Source organism: Holdemanella sp. MSK.7.32 (assembly GCF_024460475.1).
In the GTDB taxonomy this organism is placed as follows: Bacteria; Bacillota_I; Bacilli_A; order Erysipelotrichales; family Erysipelotrichaceae; genus Holdemanella.
Genome location: NZ_JANFYN010000003.1, coordinates 24,937 through 45,422, shown reverse-complemented (window position 1 = coordinate 45,422; position 20,486 = coordinate 24,937). Strand labels below are relative to the sequence as shown.

The 20,486-nt window shown below is 35.6% G+C and carries 18 protein-coding genes; 14 read left to right on the top strand and 4 right to left on the bottom strand.

The genetic code is table 11. From position 1 onward, the window contains the following. Nucleotides 1-5 precede the first annotated feature (5 nt). On the bottom strand, nucleotides 6-548 hold the full coding sequence (locus NE544_RS01300) for a YdcF family protein (protein WP_256268063.1): 543 nt from the start codon (nucleotides 546-548) through the stop codon (nucleotides 6-8). Then, nucleotides 538-1,548, bottom strand: coding sequence for a nucleotidyltransferase family protein (locus NE544_RS01295; RefSeq protein WP_118114550.1), 1,011 nt, complete (start codon nucleotides 1,546-1,548; stop codon nucleotides 538-540). The genes NE544_RS01300 and NE544_RS01295 overlap by 11 nt, the downstream gene beginning before the upstream one ends. Nucleotides 1,549-1,635: 87 nt before the next feature. On the opposite strand from NE544_RS01295, the gene NE544_RS12255 reads away from it, so the two are divergent. The 9 genes from NE544_RS12255 to NE544_RS01250 all read left to right on the top strand — a co-directional run bounded on the left by NE544_RS12255 (nucleotide 1,636) and on the right by NE544_RS01250 (nucleotide 11,235). Beyond that, nucleotides 1,636-2,145, top strand: coding sequence for a YceD family protein (locus NE544_RS12255; RefSeq protein WP_256268062.1), 510 nt, complete (start codon nucleotides 1,636-1,638; stop codon nucleotides 2,143-2,145). A gap of 11 nt (nucleotides 2,146-2,156) precedes the next feature. Further along, nucleotides 2,157-2,327: a 50S ribosomal protein L32 gene (rpmF, locus tag NE544_RS01285; protein ID WP_003864180.1), complete on the top strand. Its 171-nt coding sequence runs from the start codon at nucleotides 2,157-2,159 to the stop codon at nucleotides 2,325-2,327. A gap of 47 nt (nucleotides 2,328-2,374) precedes the next feature. Continuing rightward, nucleotides 2,375-3,208 (top strand): undecaprenyl-diphosphate phosphatase, encoded by an 834-nt coding sequence (locus tag NE544_RS01280; RefSeq protein WP_256268061.1) that lies wholly within the window; start codon nucleotides 2,375-2,377, stop codon nucleotides 3,206-3,208. A gap of 119 nt (nucleotides 3,209-3,327) precedes the next feature. Then, nucleotides 3,328-4,881, top strand: coding sequence for a ribonuclease Y (gene rny / locus NE544_RS01275; protein ID WP_118114552.1), 1,554 nt, complete (start codon nucleotides 3,328-3,330; stop codon nucleotides 4,879-4,881). A 143-nt stretch (nucleotides 4,882-5,024) separates the two neighbouring features. Continuing rightward, nucleotides 5,025-5,198: a 4Fe-4S binding protein gene (locus NE544_RS01270; protein WP_040466055.1), complete on the top strand. Its 174-nt coding sequence runs from the start codon at nucleotides 5,025-5,027 to the stop codon at nucleotides 5,196-5,198. 61 nt (nucleotides 5,199-5,259) lie between these two features. Beyond that, entirely contained in the window at nucleotides 5,260-6,693 is a 1,434-nt protein-coding gene (miaB, locus tag NE544_RS01265) for a tRNA (N6-isopentenyl adenosine(37)-C2)-methylthiotransferase MiaB (RefSeq protein WP_256268060.1), read from the top strand. A gap of 39 nt (nucleotides 6,694-6,732) precedes the next feature. Further along, a complete protein-coding gene (locus tag NE544_RS01260; RefSeq protein WP_256268059.1) occupies nucleotides 6,733-8,424 on the top strand; it encodes a ribonuclease J in 1,692 nt (563 codons plus the stop codon). 14 nt (nucleotides 8,425-8,438) lie between these two features. Next, nucleotides 8,439-10,781, top strand: coding sequence for a DNA translocase FtsK (locus NE544_RS01255; protein WP_118114555.1), 2,343 nt, complete (start codon nucleotides 8,439-8,441; stop codon nucleotides 10,779-10,781). Nucleotides 10,782-10,806: 25 nt separating this feature from the next. Continuing rightward, a complete protein-coding gene (locus tag NE544_RS01250) occupies nucleotides 10,807-11,235 on the top strand; it encodes a RidA family protein (protein WP_118114556.1) in 429 nt (142 codons plus the stop codon). Nucleotides 11,236-11,243: 8 nt separating this feature from the next. On the opposite strand, the gene NE544_RS01245 is transcribed toward NE544_RS01250, so the two are convergent. After that, nucleotides 11,244-11,657, bottom strand: coding sequence for a competence protein ComK (locus NE544_RS01245; protein ID WP_158570473.1), 414 nt, complete (start codon nucleotides 11,655-11,657; stop codon nucleotides 11,244-11,246). 64 nt (nucleotides 11,658-11,721) lie between these two features. After that, nucleotides 11,722-12,336 carry a glycerol-3-phosphate 1-O-acyltransferase PlsY gene (gene plsY, locus NE544_RS01240; RefSeq protein ID WP_227992222.1) on the bottom strand — a complete coding sequence of 205 codons (615 nt, stop codon included), beginning with the start codon at nucleotides 12,334-12,336 and terminating at the stop codon, nucleotides 11,722-11,724. A 396-nt stretch (nucleotides 12,337-12,732) separates the two neighbouring features. Here plsY and parE point away from each other — a divergent pair, with 396 nt between their 5' ends. The 5 genes from parE to NE544_RS01215 all read left to right on the top strand — a co-directional run bounded on the left by parE (nucleotide 12,733) and on the right by NE544_RS01215 (nucleotide 20,466). Continuing rightward, nucleotides 12,733-14,658, top strand: a complete 1,926-nt coding sequence (parE, locus tag NE544_RS01235) for a DNA topoisomerase IV subunit B (RefSeq protein WP_118114559.1) — start codon at nucleotides 12,733-12,735, stop codon at nucleotides 14,656-14,658. After that, a complete protein-coding gene (gene parC / locus NE544_RS01230; RefSeq protein ID WP_256268058.1) occupies nucleotides 14,655-17,138 on the top strand; it encodes a DNA topoisomerase IV subunit A in 2,484 nt (827 codons plus the stop codon). The genes parE and parC overlap by 4 nt, the downstream gene beginning before the upstream one ends. Then, nucleotides 17,135-18,028, top strand: a complete 894-nt coding sequence (locus NE544_RS01225) for a DMT family transporter (RefSeq protein WP_256268057.1) — start codon at nucleotides 17,135-17,137, stop codon at nucleotides 18,026-18,028. The genes parC and NE544_RS01225 overlap by 4 nt, the downstream gene beginning before the upstream one ends. A gap of 20 nt (nucleotides 18,029-18,048) precedes the next feature. Then, complete coding sequence (locus tag NE544_RS01220; RefSeq protein WP_117926088.1) at nucleotides 18,049-18,261, top strand: YneF family protein; 213 nt, start codon at nucleotides 18,049-18,051, stop codon at nucleotides 18,259-18,261. Between the two features lie 108 nt (nucleotides 18,262-18,369). Then, a complete protein-coding gene (locus NE544_RS01215; RefSeq protein WP_256268056.1) occupies nucleotides 18,370-20,466 on the top strand; it encodes an EAL domain-containing response regulator in 2,097 nt (698 codons plus the stop codon). Nucleotides 20,467-20,486: the final 20 nt, after the last annotated feature.

Sequence of the window (20,486 nt, the reverse complement as noted above, 5' to 3'; positions counted from 1 at the left end):
GAAGGCTAATACCTTCCTATTTTCTTTTGAATTTCAATTTTAATGTAGATGATACGAGAAATAATTTCGCGAAGAATGTGCTTCATCTTTAAATCTTTAAACCACGCACAACCATAATCTGAAAAGAATTGCTTGGCAATTGCACAAGCTCTTTTGGCGTGCGTTTGGGATGTTAGAATGAGCACATCTTGCTCTTGAATATATTCTTTAGATAACTTGAAGTTTTCAAAGGTATTTCTTGCGTGTGTTTCAAGAATGGTTGGGATTTCCACTCTTTTCCTTATGTAAGTATTCATAACTTCAGCTTCTACATACTCATTCTTTACATTTGACCCAGAGATAATTAACGTATCATAAAGCCCCTTTTTATACATGTCAATCGCAAGATTGCATCTTTTGATTTGACTTGAAGACATGGTTCCATCATCATGAGCAGGACATCCAAGTAATAGTGCGTACGCATAGTGTTTCTTTCGCTTTGGGATACATGGAAAAAAATAGATGTATATACATACAATAAAGATTAAAATGCATATACTAACGATCATAATACATCACCTTTCTAGCTTTAAATGTGTCAAAAGATAGATATTGACATTTGAGCTCAATGTCTTGCAGAAATTTAGGCAATTCTTTAAATTTTGTGATGACATGTTTACCTTTTAAGAATTCTTGTCCTACAGAATCAAAGCCTGCTACAATAACGTGATTGAAATGGTTGTTTTCTTGCATCTGTGCTTTTGTGATTTGAAGTAAAATGAACATACAAGTTCTTTGAATACGTGCTTTTGTATAAGTTTTAGAAATGGAAGCCATAAGAAAATCTTGCCACTTTTGATATTTTTTGGCATTTTCTTTTAAACGATATTCAATGCCTTCGTTGACTAAAAAGTATGTGGATAAAGTATTTGTATCGGATAAAAGTAAAAATTTTCTTAGATATGGATAATAAGTATCCCATGTTTGGTTTTTATTAAAGTAGGCATCATTGAATTGCGAAATACCGTCAAAGTATTCTTTGCGTGTTTGCGTAGCACTTTTAAAAGAATCATTACGAGCAATTGTACAAGGGGTAATACCGTATTTCTCGCATTGTTTGATATATTGAATGCCTAAGATATCATTAGGACGAATATTTTTGGTGTATAGATTTTGATTCATGCTTAAAGATGGAACCACTTGAGTCGATTCCATTTGTTTCGAATATTCTTTTAGTGTGCTGATGTTGTTTGTTTCAGAGCCAAAACAGATTTGATCAATATGTAACTGACTTAAAGATTCAACAGCGTATTTGGCAAAGTAATCCGCACTTTGTGCTGCATAACAAGGAGGAAGCTCAATGACTAGATTGCATCCGGCTTCGAGGGCTAGCTTAGTTTTATCTTCCATAGTTAATAGGCTAAAAAGGCCTCGTTGTGTAAAATGATTGGAAACGATTGCAATTAAACAATCACATTGTGTTAATTCTTTCGTTTTTTTGATATGATAGATATGTCCTTGATGAAAAGGATTATATTCTGTAATAATTCCACATGTTTTCATATTCATTATGATATCAAAATCTTTTTCTTGTGGAAATATTGACTTTATCAATTACTTTTATTATAATATCAAATGCGACATGAGGTGAAGATCGTGAAATTTAATAGAAAAGACTTCTTAAATGCAAAAAACCATATTATTGAAATTGATGAGTGGATTGCGGTTGAAGAAAACGATCTGCTTCATCATACTTCTGTCAAGACTATTCCAGATGTACATGTTACGGGTACATTAGAGTTTGACGGAATGAATTTCGTATCGAGTGATTTGAGAATGGATGGAACAATGATTGTTCTAGATTCCATCACAAACGAAGATATTGATTTTCCATTTGAGGCGGAGTCGCAACAAACGTATTCTTTTGTTCCGGTACAGGATGCAGAAGATCAGGAAATTATCGTGGTGAAAAAAGAGACAATCGATATTAACCCAGAGATTTTCCAGGCGATATTATATGAGGCTCCAATGAGTATCACTCGTTTACCTCGAGATCAATATCCAAAGGGAGATGGTTGGCAGCTTTTATCGGATCAAGATAAAGAAGAGCCAAAAATTGATCCACGATGGGAAAAATTAAATGATTTCAAACTGGATGATGACTAGGAGGTGCAAGCATGGCAGTTCAACAGAGAAGAAATTCAAAAACACGTAAAGCAAAACGTAGAACACATTACAAATTGGTGAAACCAGCGTTGACTCGTTGTCCAAATTGTGGTGAATATAAACTTGCTCACAAGATGTGCTCTTGTGGCGAATACAACGGCAAACAAATCGTTGAAAAGTAAAAATGTAGCCAGGATTTCCTGGCTTTTTCTGTAGTATGGAGGATAGTATGATCGAGATTTTAAAATCGATATTGTATGGTATTGTTGAGGGGATTACCGAATGGCTTCCAATTAGTTCAACAGGACATATGATTTTATTAGAAGAAATCATGCCTATGAATGTATCAAAATCATTCTGGAGTATGTTTCTTGTCGTAATCCAGTTAGGGGCCATTCTTGCGGTTGTTGTTTTATACTGGAATAAAATTTTCCCATTTAGAAAAAATAAAGAAGGAAAATATACTTCTGTGAAATCTATCTGGATCTTATGGTCTAAGATTTTAGTAGCTACAATTCCTGCGGCAATTATTGGCTTGGCATTGGATGATTGGATCGATGCACACTTATATAATGGCTTTGTCGTAGCGATTATGTTGATTTTAGTGGGTGTTGCGTTTATTTATATTGAAAATCGAAATAAAGATATGCGTCCTAGTGTAAATAGTTTATCTGCTTTATCTTATAAAGATGCATTGATTATTGGTTTGTTTCAAGTTGTGGCAGCTGTACTTCCTGGAACTTCAAGATCAGGAGCTACGATTGTTGGTGGATTGATGATTGGTGTAAGTCGTGCAGTAGCTGCAGAATTTACTTTTTTCTTAGCGATTCCAGTTATGTTTGGAGCGAGTCTATTGAAGTTGGTGAAATTTGGGCTTGCGTTTAGTGTTCTAGAATTCTTTATTCTAGTGATTGGTATGGTTGTGGCATTTTTCGTATCTATTTTTGTGATTCGCTTCTTAATGTCATACATAAAAAAACACGATTTCAAAGTATTTGGATGGTATCGTATCGTATTAGGTGCATTTGTTTTGATCTTCTTTGCGATTCGTGCTTTATTATAAGATGTTTGTCTAGGCAAACATCTTTTATTTTGGATGTTGAGTTGATAGACTTTATACCTGTTTTCGTGTATAATATTTTTGGTTTTACCTAGAACAAAGGACGAAAAGGAGGAAATAGTATGGATGTACTATGGATCGTTTTGTCTGGTGTCGCAGGTCTTGCGATTGGATCTGGCTGTATGGTCGGACTTTCCAAAGCAGGTTTAAATAAGAATCAGCAAAAAGCAGAACAGATTTTAAAAGAAGCTCAAAATGAAGCGGAATCTCGTGTAAAACAAGCCGTGTTAGACGGAAAGACACAGGCTCATGATTTGCGCGTAGAAGCTGAAAAAGAAATTAAAGAACGTAAACAAGAATCAATGGAATTAGAGAACAAGTTATTGCGTAGAGAAGATAACTTGAATTTTCGTGATGAAGCGTTAAATCAAAAAGAGCGTCAGATTAATGAAAAGATGAAAAGTGTTGCTGACAAACTGACATCATTAGACGAAAAAGAAAAAAAATTACAAGAAGAAATCGACAAACAGGTTGTCGTTTTAGAAAGTGTTGCCAAAATGTCAAGCCAGGCAGCAAAAGATGAATTATTTGCGATTGTGGAAAAGAAAATGGAACATGAAACAATTGCGTACATCAAAGATAAAGAGGATGAGGCAAAGGCGACTGCCAATGAAAAAGCGCAGAATATCATTGCCTTAGCTATTGAGCGTATGTCTCAGCAGGAAACTCAAGAAAAGACAGTCAGTGTTGTTTCTTTACCTGGTGAAGAAATGAAGGGACGTATCATTGGTCGTGAAGGACGTAATATTCGTTGTTTTGAACAGGCAACAGGTGTTGAATTAAACATCGATGATACTCCAGATTTGATTACGATTACATGTTTTAATCCAGTACGTCGTGAAGTGGCTCGTTTAGCTTTGGAACACTTGATTCGTGATGGAAGAATTCAGCCGGGACGAATTGAAGATGTTGTTAAGAAATACCAGAATGAAATTGATCAAGAGATCATGAAGGCTGGTGAGGAAGCTATCTTTAAACTGGGTATTGGTCGTATTGATCGTGAAATTGTAAAATTGATTGGTACATTAAAATATCGTTATTCTTATGGACAAAATGCTTTGCAGCACTCTATGGAAGTTGCCTATATCGCTGGATGCATGGCAGCTGAACTTGGATTGAATCAGCAAATTGCCAAACGTGCTGGATTGTTGCACGATATTGGTAAGGCATTGAATATTGAGCAGCAAGATGGATCTCATGTTGAATTGGGATACAAGTTCTGTAAGAAACATGGTGAAAAAGAAATTGTATTAAATGCGATCCACTCACACCATGGGGATGTAGAACCTAAGTTCTTGACGAGTCATTTGGTTATCGCAGCAGATACAATTAGTGCTGCAAGACCTGGTGCACGTAAAGAAAGTGCTCAGGCTTATATCAACCGTCTTGAAAACTTAGAGAAAATTGCGAATGGATTTGAGGGTGTTTCAAATGCGTTTGCGATTCAGGCAGGTCGTGAAATTCGTGTACTTGTAAATCCAGAACACGTGGATGACATGACTTGTGTAAAATTAGCTCGTGATATTCGTGATAAGATTGAATCTGAATTGACATATCCAGGTCAAATCAAGGTTAATGTTATTCGTGAGACACGTGCCCAGGAATACGCAAAATAAAAATGTCGGGCTTTAGTCCCGACTTCAATTTTTTAGTTTGGTAAAAGAATTACGGTAAGCCTGCACTTACTAAACTGTCTTGATTCACTACTTGGTTATCGCTATAATTTGAGTATAAATTATTAAACAAGGAGGAAATAACAATGGCAGTAAATATCGATAAAGATGCTTGCATCGGATGTGGTGCTTGTGTAGGAGGATGCCCTGTAGGAGCTCTTTCATTAGACGATGAAGGAAAATCAGTTTGTGACGAAGGAACTTGCATCGACTGCGGTTCATGCGTAGGAACTTGCCCTGTTGGAGCAATCAACCAGTAATTCAAATTTGAACACATTTGCCAAGCTTAGTGCTTGGCATTTTTTTTCGAAAGGAGATCACATGAAACAAAAACCAGGATGGGTATTACCCGATTTAAAAGAAGCACAAAAGCGTACAACAAATACAATTGATCGTATTGATACATTTAATATTCCTGAAGTTGCTCGTATGATGGGAAGAGGAAAAAAATATTTTATTTCTACATATGGCTGCCAGGCTAATGAGCGTGATAGTGAAACATTGGCTGGTATTTTAGATGAGCTAGGATTTGCACCGAATGAAACGGCTGAAGGCAGTGATGTCATAATTATCAATACTTGTGCAATTCGTCAAAATGCGGAAGAAAAAGTATTGGGTGAGATTGGTAACTTCAAACGTTTATATCGCGAAAACAAAGATCTTGTGATTGGTGTTTGTGGATGTATGGCACAAGAGGAAGGTTTAGTTGAAACTTTATTAACGAAATATCCTCAAGTTCGTTTATTGTTTGGAACACACAATATTCAAGAGCTTCCTAGCATGCTTTATAGTTGTATGGTGGAGGGTAAAAAAGTTGTAAAAATCTACTCTAAAGAAGGAGAGGTTTACGAAAATCTACCGGTACACCGTTTTGGAACATTCAAGGCTTGGGTCAACATTATGTATGGTTGTGACAAATTCTGTACATATTGTATTGTTCCTTATACTCGTGGTAAACAGCGTTCACGTAAGATGTCTGAAATCTTAAAAGAGGTTCAGCAACTTAAGGATGAGGGTTATAAAGAAATCACATTGCTTGGACAAAACGTGAATGCGTATGGAAAAGATATGGATAATGAACAGGATTTTGCGACATTATTAGAAGAAGTTGCTAAGATTGGCATTCCTCGTGTTCGTTTTACAACAAGTCACCCTTGGGATTTCTCTGAAGAAATGATTGATATAATCGCAAAATATGACAATATCATGCCATTTATTCATTTGCCACTACAATCAGGAGATGATGATGTACTTAAGTTAATGGGTCGTCGTTATACAAAAGAATCATACTTAGCTTTATATGATAAGATTGTCAATACAATTCCAAATGTTTCTGTTTCAACAGATATCATTGTTGGTTTCCCAAATGAAACCGATGAACAGTTTGAACACACTCTAGATGTGGTTCGTTATTGTAAATACGATAATGCCTTTACATTTATTTTCTCAGCAAGACCTGGTACACCAGCTAGCCGTATGCATGACTCGATTGATATGGAGACAAAGAGAAAGCGTTTAGCGAAATTAAATAAAACATGGAATGATCTGGCTTTAGAAAAGAATAAAGCTTATGTTGGTCGTACTGTTACCGTATTAGTGGATGGCTTAAGTAAGAAGAATGAAAAGGTATATTCTGGATATACAGACACCCAAAAATTAGTGAACTTTAAAGGTGAAAATATTCAGCCTGGAGATTTTGTAGAAGTTAAAATTACAGAGGCGAAAAGTTTCTCTTTAGATGGCGTTGCGGTGTGATATAATTTAGAAAAATAATACTATTTAAAAGGAGATAATATGAAAGAAGAAAAAATTCCTTCATTAACAGAAAAAATCCGTATTTTTGCCCTTGGTGGTTTAGATGAAGATGGTAAAAACTTATTCTGTGTGGAGGTGGATGAATCCATCTATGTAATAGAGGCGGGTATCAAATTTCCTGACAACAAGGAGTCATTAGGTATCGAGTTTATTATTCAGGATTTTACGTATTTAGTTGAAAATAAAAATCGTGTTGCAGGTATTTTTATTACGCATGGTCATGATGACGTAATGGGAGCTTTACCATATTTATTAAAACAAGTCCCTTGTGATGTTTATACCGCTCCATTAGCTGTAAAAGAAGTACAGAAAATGATTCGTCAGGAACATATTACAGGTGTGCGTGTACATTCTGTAAAGCGTAATGATAAAAAGCGTATTGGCAAAAGAAGAGTTGTTTTCTTCCCAATTACGCATGCGTATCCAGGAACGTTTGGTTTAGCGATTGGTACAGATCAAGGCTATATTGTATATTCTGGTGAATTTATTGAAGACTATGATGATTTAGACGATGCATATCGTGCCGATTTCACAACGATTTCAGAACTTGGTAACGAAGGTGTATTGGTTTTGTTACAGGAAAGTAAAGGGGCAGAAAGAAGTGGACACACTTCTCCGAGTCATCGTATTTCCCCTAAACTTTTACAGGTTTTAGAAACACATGAAAATAAGCGTGTCTTTGTGAGTGTGTATACACAAAGTGTATATCGTATTCAGGAAATCATTGATTGTTGTATGGCAAGTCGTCGTAAGATGGTATTCTATTCAAAAGAATTACGTGATTTAGTAGGACGATTAAAAGAAATTGGGTATGAGGTGGATCCTTCTTTAGTGATTGATCCAGCTGATTTTGATAACTCAATGAAAGATGTTGTCGTAATCATTTCAGGGCAAGGTAAATCTTTATTCAAAACGATCAACAACATTGCCAACAATGAATTAGAATCGATTGTGTTTGATCAGGATGATGTCATTGTGGTCGCAAGTCCCGTTGTACCTGGTGTTGAAAATGAATTCAAGAGCATGGAAAATGACATGTACAAAAAAGAGGGTGAAATCATCGTCTTAGATAAGAATGTTTTGAGTATGCACCCTAGTAAAGAGGATTTGAAAATGATGATCTTCCTTACAAAACCAAAATACTATATTCCAATCAAAGGGGAATATCGTTTGTTGCACATGAATTCACAGATTGCGGTTGAAATGGGATATGATCCAAGTCGCATCATCATTTTAGATAATGGACAGGTTGCCACTTTTGAAAATCGTAAATTAGTTTCTTGCGCAATGGAATTAGAGCTTCATGAAACAATGATCGATGGAAAAGAAAACTGGGATATGGCAGGTGTCGTATTAAAAGATCGTGAAACATTGAGTACGGATGGGGTCATGATTTTAGCAATTGGTATCAACGCAAAGACAAAGAAAATCATTAATGGTCCAGATGTACAAAGTCGTGGCTTGATCTATTTGCGTGATGCAGAATACATCACGGGTGATGTAGCTAAAATTATGGAAGATACGATCAACGAGGCGGTTGAAAATAAAACGTATGACAATTTAGAAACGCGTAACTTGATTCGTGATAAGGTTTCTAAATATCTTTATAAACAAACCGCAAAAAGACCGATGATTTTACCGGTTATTTTAGAAATAAACTTAAATAAGTAGAAAGTGGGGTAAGTATGGCAAAAGCCAGAAAAAAAACAACACGAAGAAAATCTACGAAAAAGAAAACACAAACGTCTTGGTTGCACTCAAACTTATTTCGTTTGTGTTTCCTTATTTGTATGATATGTATTAGTTTTATTGTCGTTTTAGAATTTGGCATTGTAGGAGCTTTTTTAAAACATTTCTTTGAATTCTTATTTGGAGCTTTAACAAATGGATTTTTTATTTTGAATGCTACCTTGTGTGCAGTTCTTATTTTCCATAAGGAACAGCCTGTGATTCGTAAGCGTTATATGTTTGGAATCTTATTTTTGGCACTTGGCTTAAGTTTGATTTCTTCGATTATAGAGTTTAAACCACACCCAGGTAGCTATGGCTTAAAATATATTATGGAAAATGCCGGTAATATTATTACGGGTCATTTGAAAACATATTCTGGATTAGCAGGAGCTTTGTTGCTATGTCTTTTTCAGTCATTATTCGATTATTCTGGAACCTATGTAATGGTACTATTATTTTTTGTGCTAGCTATCTTAATGTTTGGTTATGAAAAAATTGTAGGTTTTGAAAGAAAACCTAAAAAAGTAATGAAGAGTGCTCCAATCAAGGAAACACCTGTTTCGATTGATCGTAAAAACTTTATTTTTGAAGATGAAGATACAAATGAATCGAGTTTTCAAATTATTAATGCCGATCCTGTAAAACCTGTACAACCAGATTCTGTAGATGAAGAAAAAGAAATGGATGAGCCTTTGATTATTGGTGATTTAGAACCTAGAAAACCTAGCTTTATGGTGGATGTGGATGATGAACCGAGTCCTGTAGAGACCAAAAAAGAAGTTCCTGTTGTCAATGAGGGTGTTGTAGAAAGGGTTGAACCTAAACATTATGTTGCGGATGAAAATTCGGATTTTAAGAACTATAAGCTTCCAAAATTAAATGTTTTAGAGGATATGGAAAGAAAATCAAGATCCAATGCGAATGTGACTACAGCGAAGGAAAAAGGTGAAAAACTGATTGAGATCTTACATGAATTTGGTGTGGAGGCTAAGCTTGTACAGATTCATATTGGTCCAAGTGTCACAAAGTTTGAAATTAAGCCAGAACTTGGTGTTCGTGTGAACAAAATCAGTAACTTACAAAATGATATCAAGATGGGGCTTGCGGCTAAGGATATTCGTATTGAAGCACCGATCCCGGGTAAGGCAAGTGTTGGAATTGAAATTCCAAACGTTGAAAAGACAAGCGTTCAGATGAAGGATTTGATGCGTACAATTCCGGATTCGATGAAAGATAAAAAGTTGCTTTTCTGTTTAGGAAAAGACTTAATGGGAAATAATGTCTATGGTGAATTAAATCGTATGCCACACTTATTGATTGCAGGAGCTACGGGTAGTGGTAAATCGGTTTGTGTCAATGCGATTATTTCTTCGATTTTAATGCGAACAAAGCCAGATGAAGTAAAATTAGTTTTGATTGATCCTAAAAAAGTAGAGTTTACTCCATATAATGATGTACCACACTTATTATCTCCAGTGATTACGGATGGTGATCTTGCCAATAAGGCATTAAAGGTCATTGTAGAAATGATGGACCGTCGTTATGACTTGTTTGGTGAATTAGGTGTTCGTAATATTACGGCATATAATGAGTATGTTAAAAATCATGAGGATGATCATTTAAAAGTATTGCCTCGTATTGTGATTATTATTGATGAGTTGGCCGACTTGATGTTGGTGGCAGCTAAAGAAGTTGAAGCAAGTATTCAAAGAATTACACAACTTGCTCGTGCCGCCGGTATTCATTTGATTGTTGCCACACAAAGACCGAGTGTGGATGTCATTACAGGTGTTATTAAGGCAAATATTCCAAGTCGTATTGCGTTTGCGGTATCACAATCTGTCGATTCAAGAACAATTTTGGATCAAGCTGGAGCAGAGCGTTTGCTAGGAAATGGAGATATGTTGTATTTACCAAATGGTGAAACGAGTCCTAGACGTATTCAGGGTGTCTTTATTAAGGATGAAGAAGTCAATAACATTTGTGCATTTGTGAAATCGCAGGCAAGACCAAAATATGATGATGCCTTTATTCAATTAAAAGATTTACAAAATCAAGGAAATGAAGCGGGAAATGTTACGGCCGATCCTTTGTATGAGGAAGTGAAGCGTTTTGTGATCGCATCTAGAAAGGCAAGTACGTCTTTGATTCAAAGAAAGTTCTCTGTGGGTTATTCTAGAGCGGCAAGATTGATGGATGTTTTAGAGGCAAATGGTATCATTGGTCCTGCAAGAGGAAGTAAGCCTAGAGAAATTTTAGTGCAAAACACTTTAGAAGATGGCGTAGATTCTATATAATAAGAGAAGAAAGGAATTTAGTACTATGAATATATTTTTAAAATCAGCAGGAAAACAAGAGGGAACATCTTGTGTTTCAAATATGGTTCAATTGGGAGACTTCTTTTATTTAAGTGGTCAGACTGGACTAGGCGAAAGCATTCAGGAACAGACAATTACAGCTATCAATAAGGTAATTGATGTTTTATCAAACTATGGTTTACAGCTTCACCATGTTGTGAAGTTCACTGTGTATTTAAAGAATATCGAGGATAAAGAAGCATTCTTGAATACATTCAAAAACTTTGTCGATGAACCATTCCCAGCATGTACAATTGTAGAAGTATCGAATTTAGCCGATAATGCCACAGTATGTATTGAGGGTCTTGGCGTAAATACACTTCGTCATGAAGAACAAATGCAACAATCAAGTTGCTCACATGATTGTTCATCATGTGGTGGAGGTTGCCACTAATACACCGGTTAATCCGGTGTATTTTTATTTAGGTAGCGAAAAATTTGTTTTAGCGTTTGTTGGATTCGTTTGGGATGCTCACAATTGAGTTTGGAGCCATCATGAAATGTGATAGTGCAAGTGGACTCAAAGTAAGTGACGTCTTTAATATTGGCATAATTGATCCAGATACAGTCATGTGCTTTTTTCGATTTGTTGGGAAAGTAGATCTCCTTTCTTGAAATGGATACAACAACAGGAATATATTTTTTTACTTTCATTTGATAGACAAAGGCTTCTTGTCTTCCTTTAAGGGTGGATCCATTTAATAAGCATTTTTCGTTTAGATAATTTTGCGTGCTTAAACTCTTGTAGTATAGCTTTTCATCTTCTTTAACAGTGCAAACAGTACTGGATTTGTATTCGTAGTATAAATAGTTCATACATACTATGATACGATTCCAATGTGAAAAAGACATAAAAAAAAGAAAGTTTCTTAAAAACTTTCTATAACCATGAAATTGTATTTTCTGTACCTTTTTTGATTTTTTCTATGTTTGTACGATGTCTGTAAATCACAAGAACTGTCATTAGCCAGCTTGCGACAATAACTGAAATACTTTCCACGTTGAATCCTAGCATCAATGCCGTAATGTATAAGCTGCTTGCGATGGCTGCACACATACTTGCCAAAGATACATATTTAAATAGATATAGGACAACTAGAAACATGCCAAATGGTACAAGTAAGTAGCTTGCATCTTGAAATAAGAAGATGCTTGTAGAAAACAAGAAGCCAAACATTGTACTAACGGCTTTGCCACCATGGAATTTTGCGAAGACTGGATAACAATGTCCGATGCAGCAGGCAAGTCCTGTCCAGATACCGGCCACTTTCGATACTTGGGTTGCGATCGCAATCGCAAGAACAACTTTTAATACATCAAACACAATGACAGAAATTCCCGCTTTCTTTCCAAGAACTCTTCCTGCGTTCGTTCCACCTAGATTTCCTGATCCATATTGGCGAATGTCTGTATGATAGAAAACTTTACCAATGATCAAAGCGAAGGGTAAAGATCCTAATAGGTAACCTAATAAAATACATAAAATAGTTTTCATCTCTTCCACCTCGGAATTTATTTTAGCAGTTTTGATCTACTTAGTCGAGAATTGTATGGAAAAATTAATAATTTGACATAAATAATGCGGATTTAAAATGTAGATTTAAAAGTGTATATTGGAACTCAAAAAGTGGACATTGGAACTAAAAAGTGGACATTAAAACCCTTTATAATGAATTTGGGTACAATCAAGTGTTTTGAAGAATGTATACGATTAAATGAGTTCAGATTTAAATTAAGTTGGGATTATTGAACTTGTTAAATGTGAACTAAAGTTTAACACCATTTTAATTGGACATGAATAGTGTATATTCAAAGTGTTTTAACAGGAATTTATGTGCACTTTTTTTGATTTGTTGATATAATAAAGATTACGTTGGAAAGTAGGGATAGTATGCCAAAACAACAATATGATGAAAGTAGTATCGTTATTTTAGAAGGTTTGGATGCCGTAAGAAAGCGTCCGGGAATGTATATTGGATCTACCGATTCAAAGGGTCTGCATCATCTAGTATGGGAAATTGTCGATAATGCGATTGATGAAGCTTTAAATGGCTATGGCGATGAAATCACAATTACACTCGAAAAAGATGGCAGTGTTACAGTAGAAGACCACGGGCGTGGAATGCCTGTTGGAAAACATAAATCAGGGGTGAGTACACTTCAAGTTATTTTTACCATTCTGCATGCTGGTGGTAAATTTACAAGTCATGGAGGCTATACAAGTGCTGGAGGATTGCATGGTGTAGGTGCAAGTGTTGTGAACGCTCTTTGTACATGGTGTAAAGTTATGGTACATGATGGAAAAGATGTATGGAGTATGACTTTTGAAGACGGGGGAAGTAAGATTGGAAAACTTGAAAAAGTAGGAAAAACCAATCATACCGGAAGTATTGTTTCTTTTAAACCGGATCCGTCTATTTTTAAATCGGTTCACTTTTCATATTCAACCATTTGTGAAAGAGCCCAAGAAGATGCTTTCTTATTAAAAGGGTTAAAAATGATTGTACGTGATAAGCGAAAAGAAGAAAGAGAAGTCGTTTACCAATATGAAGATGGATTAAAAGCCTTTATTGAAGAAGTGAATCAGGATCATACGCCAATGCATGATCCAATTAGTTTTAGAGGTGAAAGTAACCAGATCATTGTAGAAGGATGTTTCCAATATACAGATGAATATCAAGAGAACATTTTCTCATTCACAAACATGGTTCGTACGCGTGATGGCGGATCTCATGAAACAGGGGCGAAACAAGCTTTTACGAAAGTCTTTAATGAATATGCTCGTAAGAATGGTTTCTTAAAAGAAAAAGATAAAGGATTTGATGGGAATGATGTCAGAGAAGGTTTGACATTAGTCATCAATCTGACAATTCCAGAAGATTATCTACAATTTGAAGGGCAGACCAAAGAAAAGTTAGGTACACCAGAAGCTAAGCCAGCAACAGAAACGGTGGTATCGGAAAACCTTCGTTACTTCTTGGAAGAAAATAAAGAGGTTGCCAATGCTCTAGTACGTAAGATCATCAAGGCAGCTCAAGCTCGTAATGCCGCAAGAAAAGCACGTGCCGATATTCGTAATGGAAAAGGAAAGAACCGTTCGGAAAGAGTGTTATCTGGAAAGTTGGCATCGGCTCAAAGTAAGGATGCCAGAAGAAAAGAATTATATCTAGTCGAAGGGGATTCTGCGGGTGGTTCTGCAAAACAGGGGCGTGATTCAAAATACCAAGCGATTCTTCCTTTGCGTGGTAAAGTATTGAATACAGAAAAGGCAAGTCTTGAAGCTATCGAAAAGAATGAAGAGTTAAATACCATTATTCATGCCTTAGGTGCTGGTGTAGGTGCAAATTTTACGGCTGAAGATTCAAACTACTATAAAGTCATTATCATGACCGATGCCGATGATGATGGAGCTCACATTCAAAACTTATTATTGACATTCTTCTATCGTTATATGCGTGATTTAATTACGCATGAAATGTTGTATATTGCCTTGCCACCACTATATCGGATTGCCAAGGCGGGTAAAGAATACTATTTATATACAAATGAAGAATTAGATGAGAAAAAAGCCGAATTAAAAAATGGTTACACCATTACACGATATAAAGGTCTTGGTGAAATGAATGCCACTCAACTTTGGGATACCACAATGAATCCTGAATCAAGAACTTTACTTTGTGTGACCATTGAAAATGCGATGATGGCTGAAAAAAGAGTGACTGAATTAATGGGAGATAAGGCAGAGCTTCGTCGTAACTGGATCGAAGACAATGTTGTATTTACTCTAGAAGATGATTATAAGGAGGTAAATGCGTGAAAGAAAAAGAAGTAAAACATAATGTTTTAAAGAATTCTTTAGAAGATATCATGGCCGATCGTTTCGCCAGATATTCTAAATATATTATTCAAGAGCGTGCTTTACCAGATGCAAGAGATGGCTTAAAGCCAGTACAAAGACGTATTTTATATGCGATGTATGAAGATGGGAATACTTACAATAAGCCATATCATAAATCCGCAAAAACTGTCGGTAACGTCATTGGTAATTATCACCCTCATGGTGATAGCTCTGTATATGATGCGATGGTTCGTATGTCACAAAATTGGAAGATTACTAATCCTTTAATTGACATGCAAGGAAACAATGGATCTATTGATGATGATCCGGCGGCTGCGATGCGTTATACAGAAGCGCGTTTAGCCAAAATTAGTGATTTTTTGTTGCAGGACATTGATAAAGATACAGTGGAATGGGCACCCAACTTTTCCGATGAAAAGATGGAACCCACTGTACTTCCTGCACGCTTTCCTAACTTATTAGTCAATGGTATTACAGGTATTGCGGCTGGATATGCCACAAATATTCCACCTCACAATTTAAATGAGGTGGTTCAAGCAAGTATTTATCGTATTTCACACCCCGATTGTTCATTAGAAGAATTGATGCAGTTTGTGAAAGGCCCTGACTTTCCTACAGGCGGCATCGTGATGGGACTTGACGGAATCAAACAAGCCTTTCAAACAGGTCGTGGACGTATTTTAATTCGTTCGAAAGTGGAAATTGTACCAACACGTACAATTAAACAAATTGTGATTCATGAGATTCCTTATGAAGTAATCAAGTCGAACTTGGTAAAGAAAATTGATGAGATTCGTTTAAACAAAAAAATCGATGGCATTTTAGATGTGCGCGATGAAAGTGATCGTACGGGATTAAGAATTGTCGTGGATCTTAAAAAAGATAGTAATGATGAACAGATCTTAAACTATTTATATAAAAATACAGATCTTCAAATATCATACAATTACAACGTCATTGCGATTGTGAACAAGGCACCCGTACAAATGTCATTAGCCATGATGTTAGATGCCTTTATCAACCACAGAGAAGATGTAGTGATTCGTAGAAGTAAATATGATTTAGCTTCCAAAAAAGATCGTGCACACATATTAGAAGGTTTGATCAAAGCTGTAAGTGTAATGGATGAGATCATTCGTATCATTCGTAAATCAAAAGATAAGGCCCATGCCAAAAAGAATTTGATTGAACGTTTTGACTTTACAGAAAAACAAGCAGAAGCCATTGTCGTAATGCGCTTATATCGTTTAACAAATACAGATGTTAAAGAATTAAAGGCAGAATTTAAACAACTACAATGCGACATTGCCGAATTAGAGAAGATTATTTCCGACAAAAATGAACTTCATAAAGTCATGGTGGAAGAATTAGAAAAGGTGAATGAAGAATTTAATACACCTCGTCTTTCGGATATTGTACATGAAGTGAAAGAAATCGTAATTGATGAAAAGGCTATGATTTCCAAAGAAGAATGTATGATCACAATTACGCGTGATGGCTATATCAAGCGTGTATCTATGAGAAGCTATAATGCTTCTAGTGAATCCATGACACAACGAAAAGATACAGATTCATTAGTTTGTTACGGAGCGAGTCATACATTACAGACATTAGTTTTCTTCACAAACCGTGGTACATATGGATATATTCCGGTTTACCAGATTGAAGAGGCAAAATGGAAAGATTTGGGTGGTCATATCTCAAATTATATTAAGATGGATTCAAGTGAAAAAATTATCGCAGCCTATGTATTGGATTCCTTTAAAACAGGAGTTCATGTCATAAGTGCAAGTCGTCATGGTATGATCAAGCGTACCGAATTAAAAGAATTTGAAGTTTCACGTTCTAATAAAACAATGGCTTGTATGAAGATTGGGGCTATGGACGAAATGATTAGTGTATCTTTATCTTATAAACCAGATGATCAAGTCATTCTAGTAAGTGAACAAGGCTATGGCTTGATGTATCCGGTTGAACAAATTCCGTTGGTTTCAAATAAATCCAAAGGGGTGAAGGCGATGAATTTATCAAAGGATGATTGCGTAGCTTCTATTTGTGTCAGTCAAAATCGTGAGGAACAAGTCTTAGTTTCTACGACAACCCTTTCTTTAAAGCGTATGAAACAAACGGAGATTGCACCATTAAATCGTCCGGCGAAAGGAAATCGTATTTGTAAGTTAGTGAAGTCCAATCCGAATGTGATATTAAATGTACATATGGTCGATTTAAATACTCCATTTGAAATTTATACAGAAGATATTATGCGTTTTGAGGCAAAAGAAATCAGTTTGATGAATGCCCAAGCTACATTCTCTTCACCACTAGGCAAGGTGGACAAGTTTGAGTGGGTCTCACCACTTGAAAATGTTACGGATGGTTCTTGGGTCAAACAAGATGATTTTGAACAACCATCTTTATTTGATGAGGAAAAAGCATGAGTAAACAACAAGCTAATTTAGTATGCCTTTTAGTTGCGGCCATTTGGGGTGGCGGTTTTATCGCGACCGATGCAGCTTTGCAGACATTTGATCCTTTTACTGTTTTAATGATTCGTTTTATTGGCGCTAGCATCGTTAGTATTATTGTATGTTTAGTCAGTCGTGTAAAGATTTCTAGGGAAGCTTTGTTTCGTGGAAGTATTTCAGGTGTTTTAATGTACTTAGCTTTTGCGTTTCAAACCTTCGGCTTATTCTTAACGAATACAGGTCAAAATGCCTTTTTAACAGCTGTCAACGTCGTTCTTGTACCCTATATTGTATGGCTATTATGGAAAAAGAAACCGAGCAATCATCAACTTGCGGCAAGTGTTGTTTGTCTTGCAGGAATTGCCTGCCTAAGCTTATCTAAAGGGTATTTCTCATTTAGTTTTGGCGATAGTTTATCTTTAGCATGTGCCTTCTTCTTTGCGTGTCACATCATATCTTTAGAGTATGCGACAGAAAATTCGAATTCAATTGCGATCAATGCTGTACAAATGAGTGTTGCGGCTATCCTTTCGATTCCACTAGCCTTAAGTTTAGAAACGATACCACAAACAATCACTGTACATGCGTATATGAGTTGTGCCTATATGATCATAGTGGCAACGTTCTTGGCATTTCAACTTCAGACTTTGGCACAAAAATATACAGATGCATCGAGTGCGAGTGTTCTTTTATGTACAGAATCCTTATTTGCGAATGTATTTGGATTCTTATTGTTGCATGAAGAGAAAAGTCCAATTATGATTTTAGGGGGACTTTTGATCTTTGTTTCCATCATTTTAACGGAATATAGTGGTCAATTCATATTGTCAAAACCCCAAAAAGATAGTAGAATAGATGAGTAGATAGTGAGGTTGACTAAAACATGGTTGCATCAATTTTATATACGATAGTGGGAGCCATCATTGGTGGCTTGGTTACTTTCTACTTCACTCGTAAGAAGTTTGAAAAAGAAATTAAAGAAAATCCACCAATTAATGAAAAGATGATTCGTGCAATGTTCTTACAAATGGGACGTAAACCTAGTGAAGCACAGATTCGTCAAATCATGAAATCGGTAAACGCAAACCGTAAATAATGATAAAGTGTCTTATGACACTTTTTTTCTTTTCCTAGGTTGTTTGCGTAATGAAAGTTTTGGTTATATAATAGTAATAAATAAGTTATTGTTTTAGAAGAGGTTTTTATGAAAGATTTTGATTCCAATCGCATCTACCAAACACTAGGCGATGAATTTAAAAACATCTATATTGTGGATTGTGAAGATCAACAAATTCATACTTTTAAGGAAACATTGAAGTTGCCTGGTTTTTCGTCATATACGAGTTATAACGATGCGATGAATCAATATATTGATGATCGTGTTTACGAAAAGAATCGTGACATGTTACGAATGGCTCTTTCATTTAACTCTTTATTTTCTAGGTTAGAAAAAACGGAACATTTTAATATTCATTACCAATCTAAAAATGATTCGGAAGTTCATTTTATGTACTCACACTTTGGGCGTGTAATGGAAGATGGTCGATTAAGTCAAATCATTATTGGTTTTGCGAATGAAGATTTGGATATTCGTAGAAACAATATTGATATGTTTAATAATGCATTGCCTAGTAATGGGTTTAAAAGAAAAGTATTGATTGTCGAAGATAATGAAATCAACCGGGAAATTTTAAGGGTAACTTTAGAAGATGATTATGATGTACTTGAAGCTGTAAATGGAGAAGAAGGATTAAATATCTTATCTCAATACTATAAAGATATATCACTTATCTTATTGGATGTGGTGATGCCTGTTTGTGATGGCTTTGAATTCTTATCACGCCAAAAATCTGATTCCTTGTTGGCAAGTGTTCCCGTTATTGTGACAACTGGAAATAACTCGCAAGAAGATGAATTAAAGTGTTTAGGTCTAGGTGCTGTGGATTTTATCACGAAGCCCTATAATGCGCGAATTGTGAAGAGTCGAATCGATAGTGTAATCAAGCTTAGAGAATCAAGCATGACTTTGGCCGCTATTGAAAAAGATGAATTGACAGGTCTATATACAAGACAAGCCTTTTATCATCACGCAAGAACATTTACACATTTTATGACGGAAGAAAAGTTTAATGTGGTTATCCTAGATGTTGCGGATTTTAAATTGATCAATGGTACATATGGCACAAAGAAAGGAAATGAAGTATTGGTTTATCTTTCAAATGCCTTTAGATATTATGTGAAGAATGGCTTGTTGACGCGTTATGAAGGAGATCAGTTGTTAGGATTGTTCCATAGTAAAGTTAAGATGGATGTTGAAAGAATCAACAGGAACATAAATAAAATTGCCGAAGAAGCACCCATACCAAATATTCGTATCAAAGTGGGTATTTATGAAGATGTAGATACAAATCTTTCTATCCCTATTATTTGTGACCGTGCATTGATGGCAGAAAAGAGTATCTCCAAAGATTTTAAGACCAATGTGGCCTTTTATACAGATGAGTTGAATCAAAAACAATTAGCGCAAAGACAGATGGAAAATGATTTTAAATCTGCGATTTCGAATAGAGAATTCAAGGTATATTATCAGCCAAAGTATGATGTGAATACAGAAAATATTGTGGGTGCAGAAGCTTTGGTTCGTTGGCAGAAATTAGATGGTACATTGATTTCACCAGGAGCCTTTATTCCATTGTTTGAAAGTGATGGATTAGTTGTTCATTTGGATGAATATGTATTTGAGAGCGTTTGTCAGTTCCAAAAGGAAAGAATGGAAAACAAACTTCCTATGGTTCCTATTTCGGTTAACCTTTCTCGTGCCAGTATTCATTTTAGCGATGTTGTGGATCGCTATGTGGATATTGTGAATCAGAAACAAATTCCATTTGAATGTGTTCCAATTGAATTAACGGAATCTGCGACATTGTATTCAGAGAAGATTCTTGAAATTACAGATCAATTAGTGAATGCAGGATTTACACTTCACATGGATGATTTTGGTTCAGGCTATTCTTCACTGACATCTTTAAATGAATTGAACTTTAGCACTGTAAAATTAGACAAGAGCTTGATTGATTATATAGATCAAATGCGTGGAAAGAAAATAGTGCAACAAGCCATTGATTTAGGTCATGGACTGGATATGAAGGTTGTTGCCGAAGGTGTTGAAAGCAAAGAACAAAAGGATTGTTTAAAAGAAATGCATTGTGATATGATTCAAGGCTTCTATTATTCAAAGCCTTTAAAACAAGAAGATTTTATTGAGAAACTAAGAGCTTTATCAAGCTCTTTTCTTGTTTAAGAGATTATGCCATTTAAAAT

What these genes read in the sequence shown, in the direction of transcription:
- NE544_RS01300 (WP_256268063.1), bottom strand. Translation starts at nt 548, where the DNA reads ATGATCGTTAGTATATGCATTTTAATCTTTATTGTATGTATATACATC.
- NE544_RS01295 (WP_118114550.1), bottom strand. Translation starts at nt 1,548, where the DNA reads ATGAATATGAAAACATGTGGAATTATTACAGAATATAATCCTTTTCAT.
- rpmF (WP_003864180.1), top strand. Translation starts at nt 2,157, where the DNA reads ATGGCAGTTCAACAGAGAAGAAATTCAAAAACACGTAAAGCAAAACGT.
- NE544_RS01280 (WP_256268061.1), top strand. Translation starts at nt 2,375, where the DNA reads ATGATCGAGATTTTAAAATCGATATTGTATGGTATTGTTGAGGGGATT.
- rny (WP_118114552.1), top strand. Translation starts at nt 3,328, where the DNA reads ATGGATGTACTATGGATCGTTTTGTCTGGTGTCGCAGGTCTTGCGATT.
- NE544_RS01270 (WP_040466055.1), top strand. Translation starts at nt 5,025, where the DNA reads ATGGCAGTAAATATCGATAAAGATGCTTGCATCGGATGTGGTGCTTGT.
- miaB (WP_256268060.1), top strand. Translation starts at nt 5,260, where the DNA reads ATGAAACAAAAACCAGGATGGGTATTACCCGATTTAAAAGAAGCACAA.
- NE544_RS01260 (WP_256268059.1), top strand. Translation starts at nt 6,733, where the DNA reads ATGAAAGAAGAAAAAATTCCTTCATTAACAGAAAAAATCCGTATTTTT.
- NE544_RS01255 (WP_118114555.1), top strand. Translation starts at nt 8,439, where the DNA reads ATGGCAAAAGCCAGAAAAAAAACAACACGAAGAAAATCTACGAAAAAG.
- NE544_RS01250 (WP_118114556.1), top strand. Translation starts at nt 10,807, where the DNA reads ATGAATATATTTTTAAAATCAGCAGGAAAACAAGAGGGAACATCTTGT.
- NE544_RS01245 (WP_158570473.1), bottom strand. Translation starts at nt 11,657, where the DNA reads ATGAACTATTTATACTACGAATACAAATCCAGTACTGTTTGCACTGTT.
- plsY (WP_227992222.1), bottom strand. Translation starts at nt 12,336, where the DNA reads ATGAAAACTATTTTATGTATTTTATTAGGTTACCTATTAGGATCTTTA.
- parE (WP_118114559.1), top strand. Translation starts at nt 12,733, where the DNA reads ATGCCAAAACAACAATATGATGAAAGTAGTATCGTTATTTTAGAAGGT.
- NE544_RS01225 (WP_256268057.1), top strand. Translation starts at nt 17,135, where the DNA reads ATGAGTAAACAACAAGCTAATTTAGTATGCCTTTTAGTTGCGGCCATT.
- NE544_RS01220 (WP_117926088.1), top strand. Translation starts at nt 18,049, where the DNA reads ATGGTTGCATCAATTTTATATACGATAGTGGGAGCCATCATTGGTGGC.
- NE544_RS01215 (WP_256268056.1), top strand. Translation starts at nt 18,370, where the DNA reads ATGAAAGATTTTGATTCCAATCGCATCTACCAAACACTAGGCGATGAA.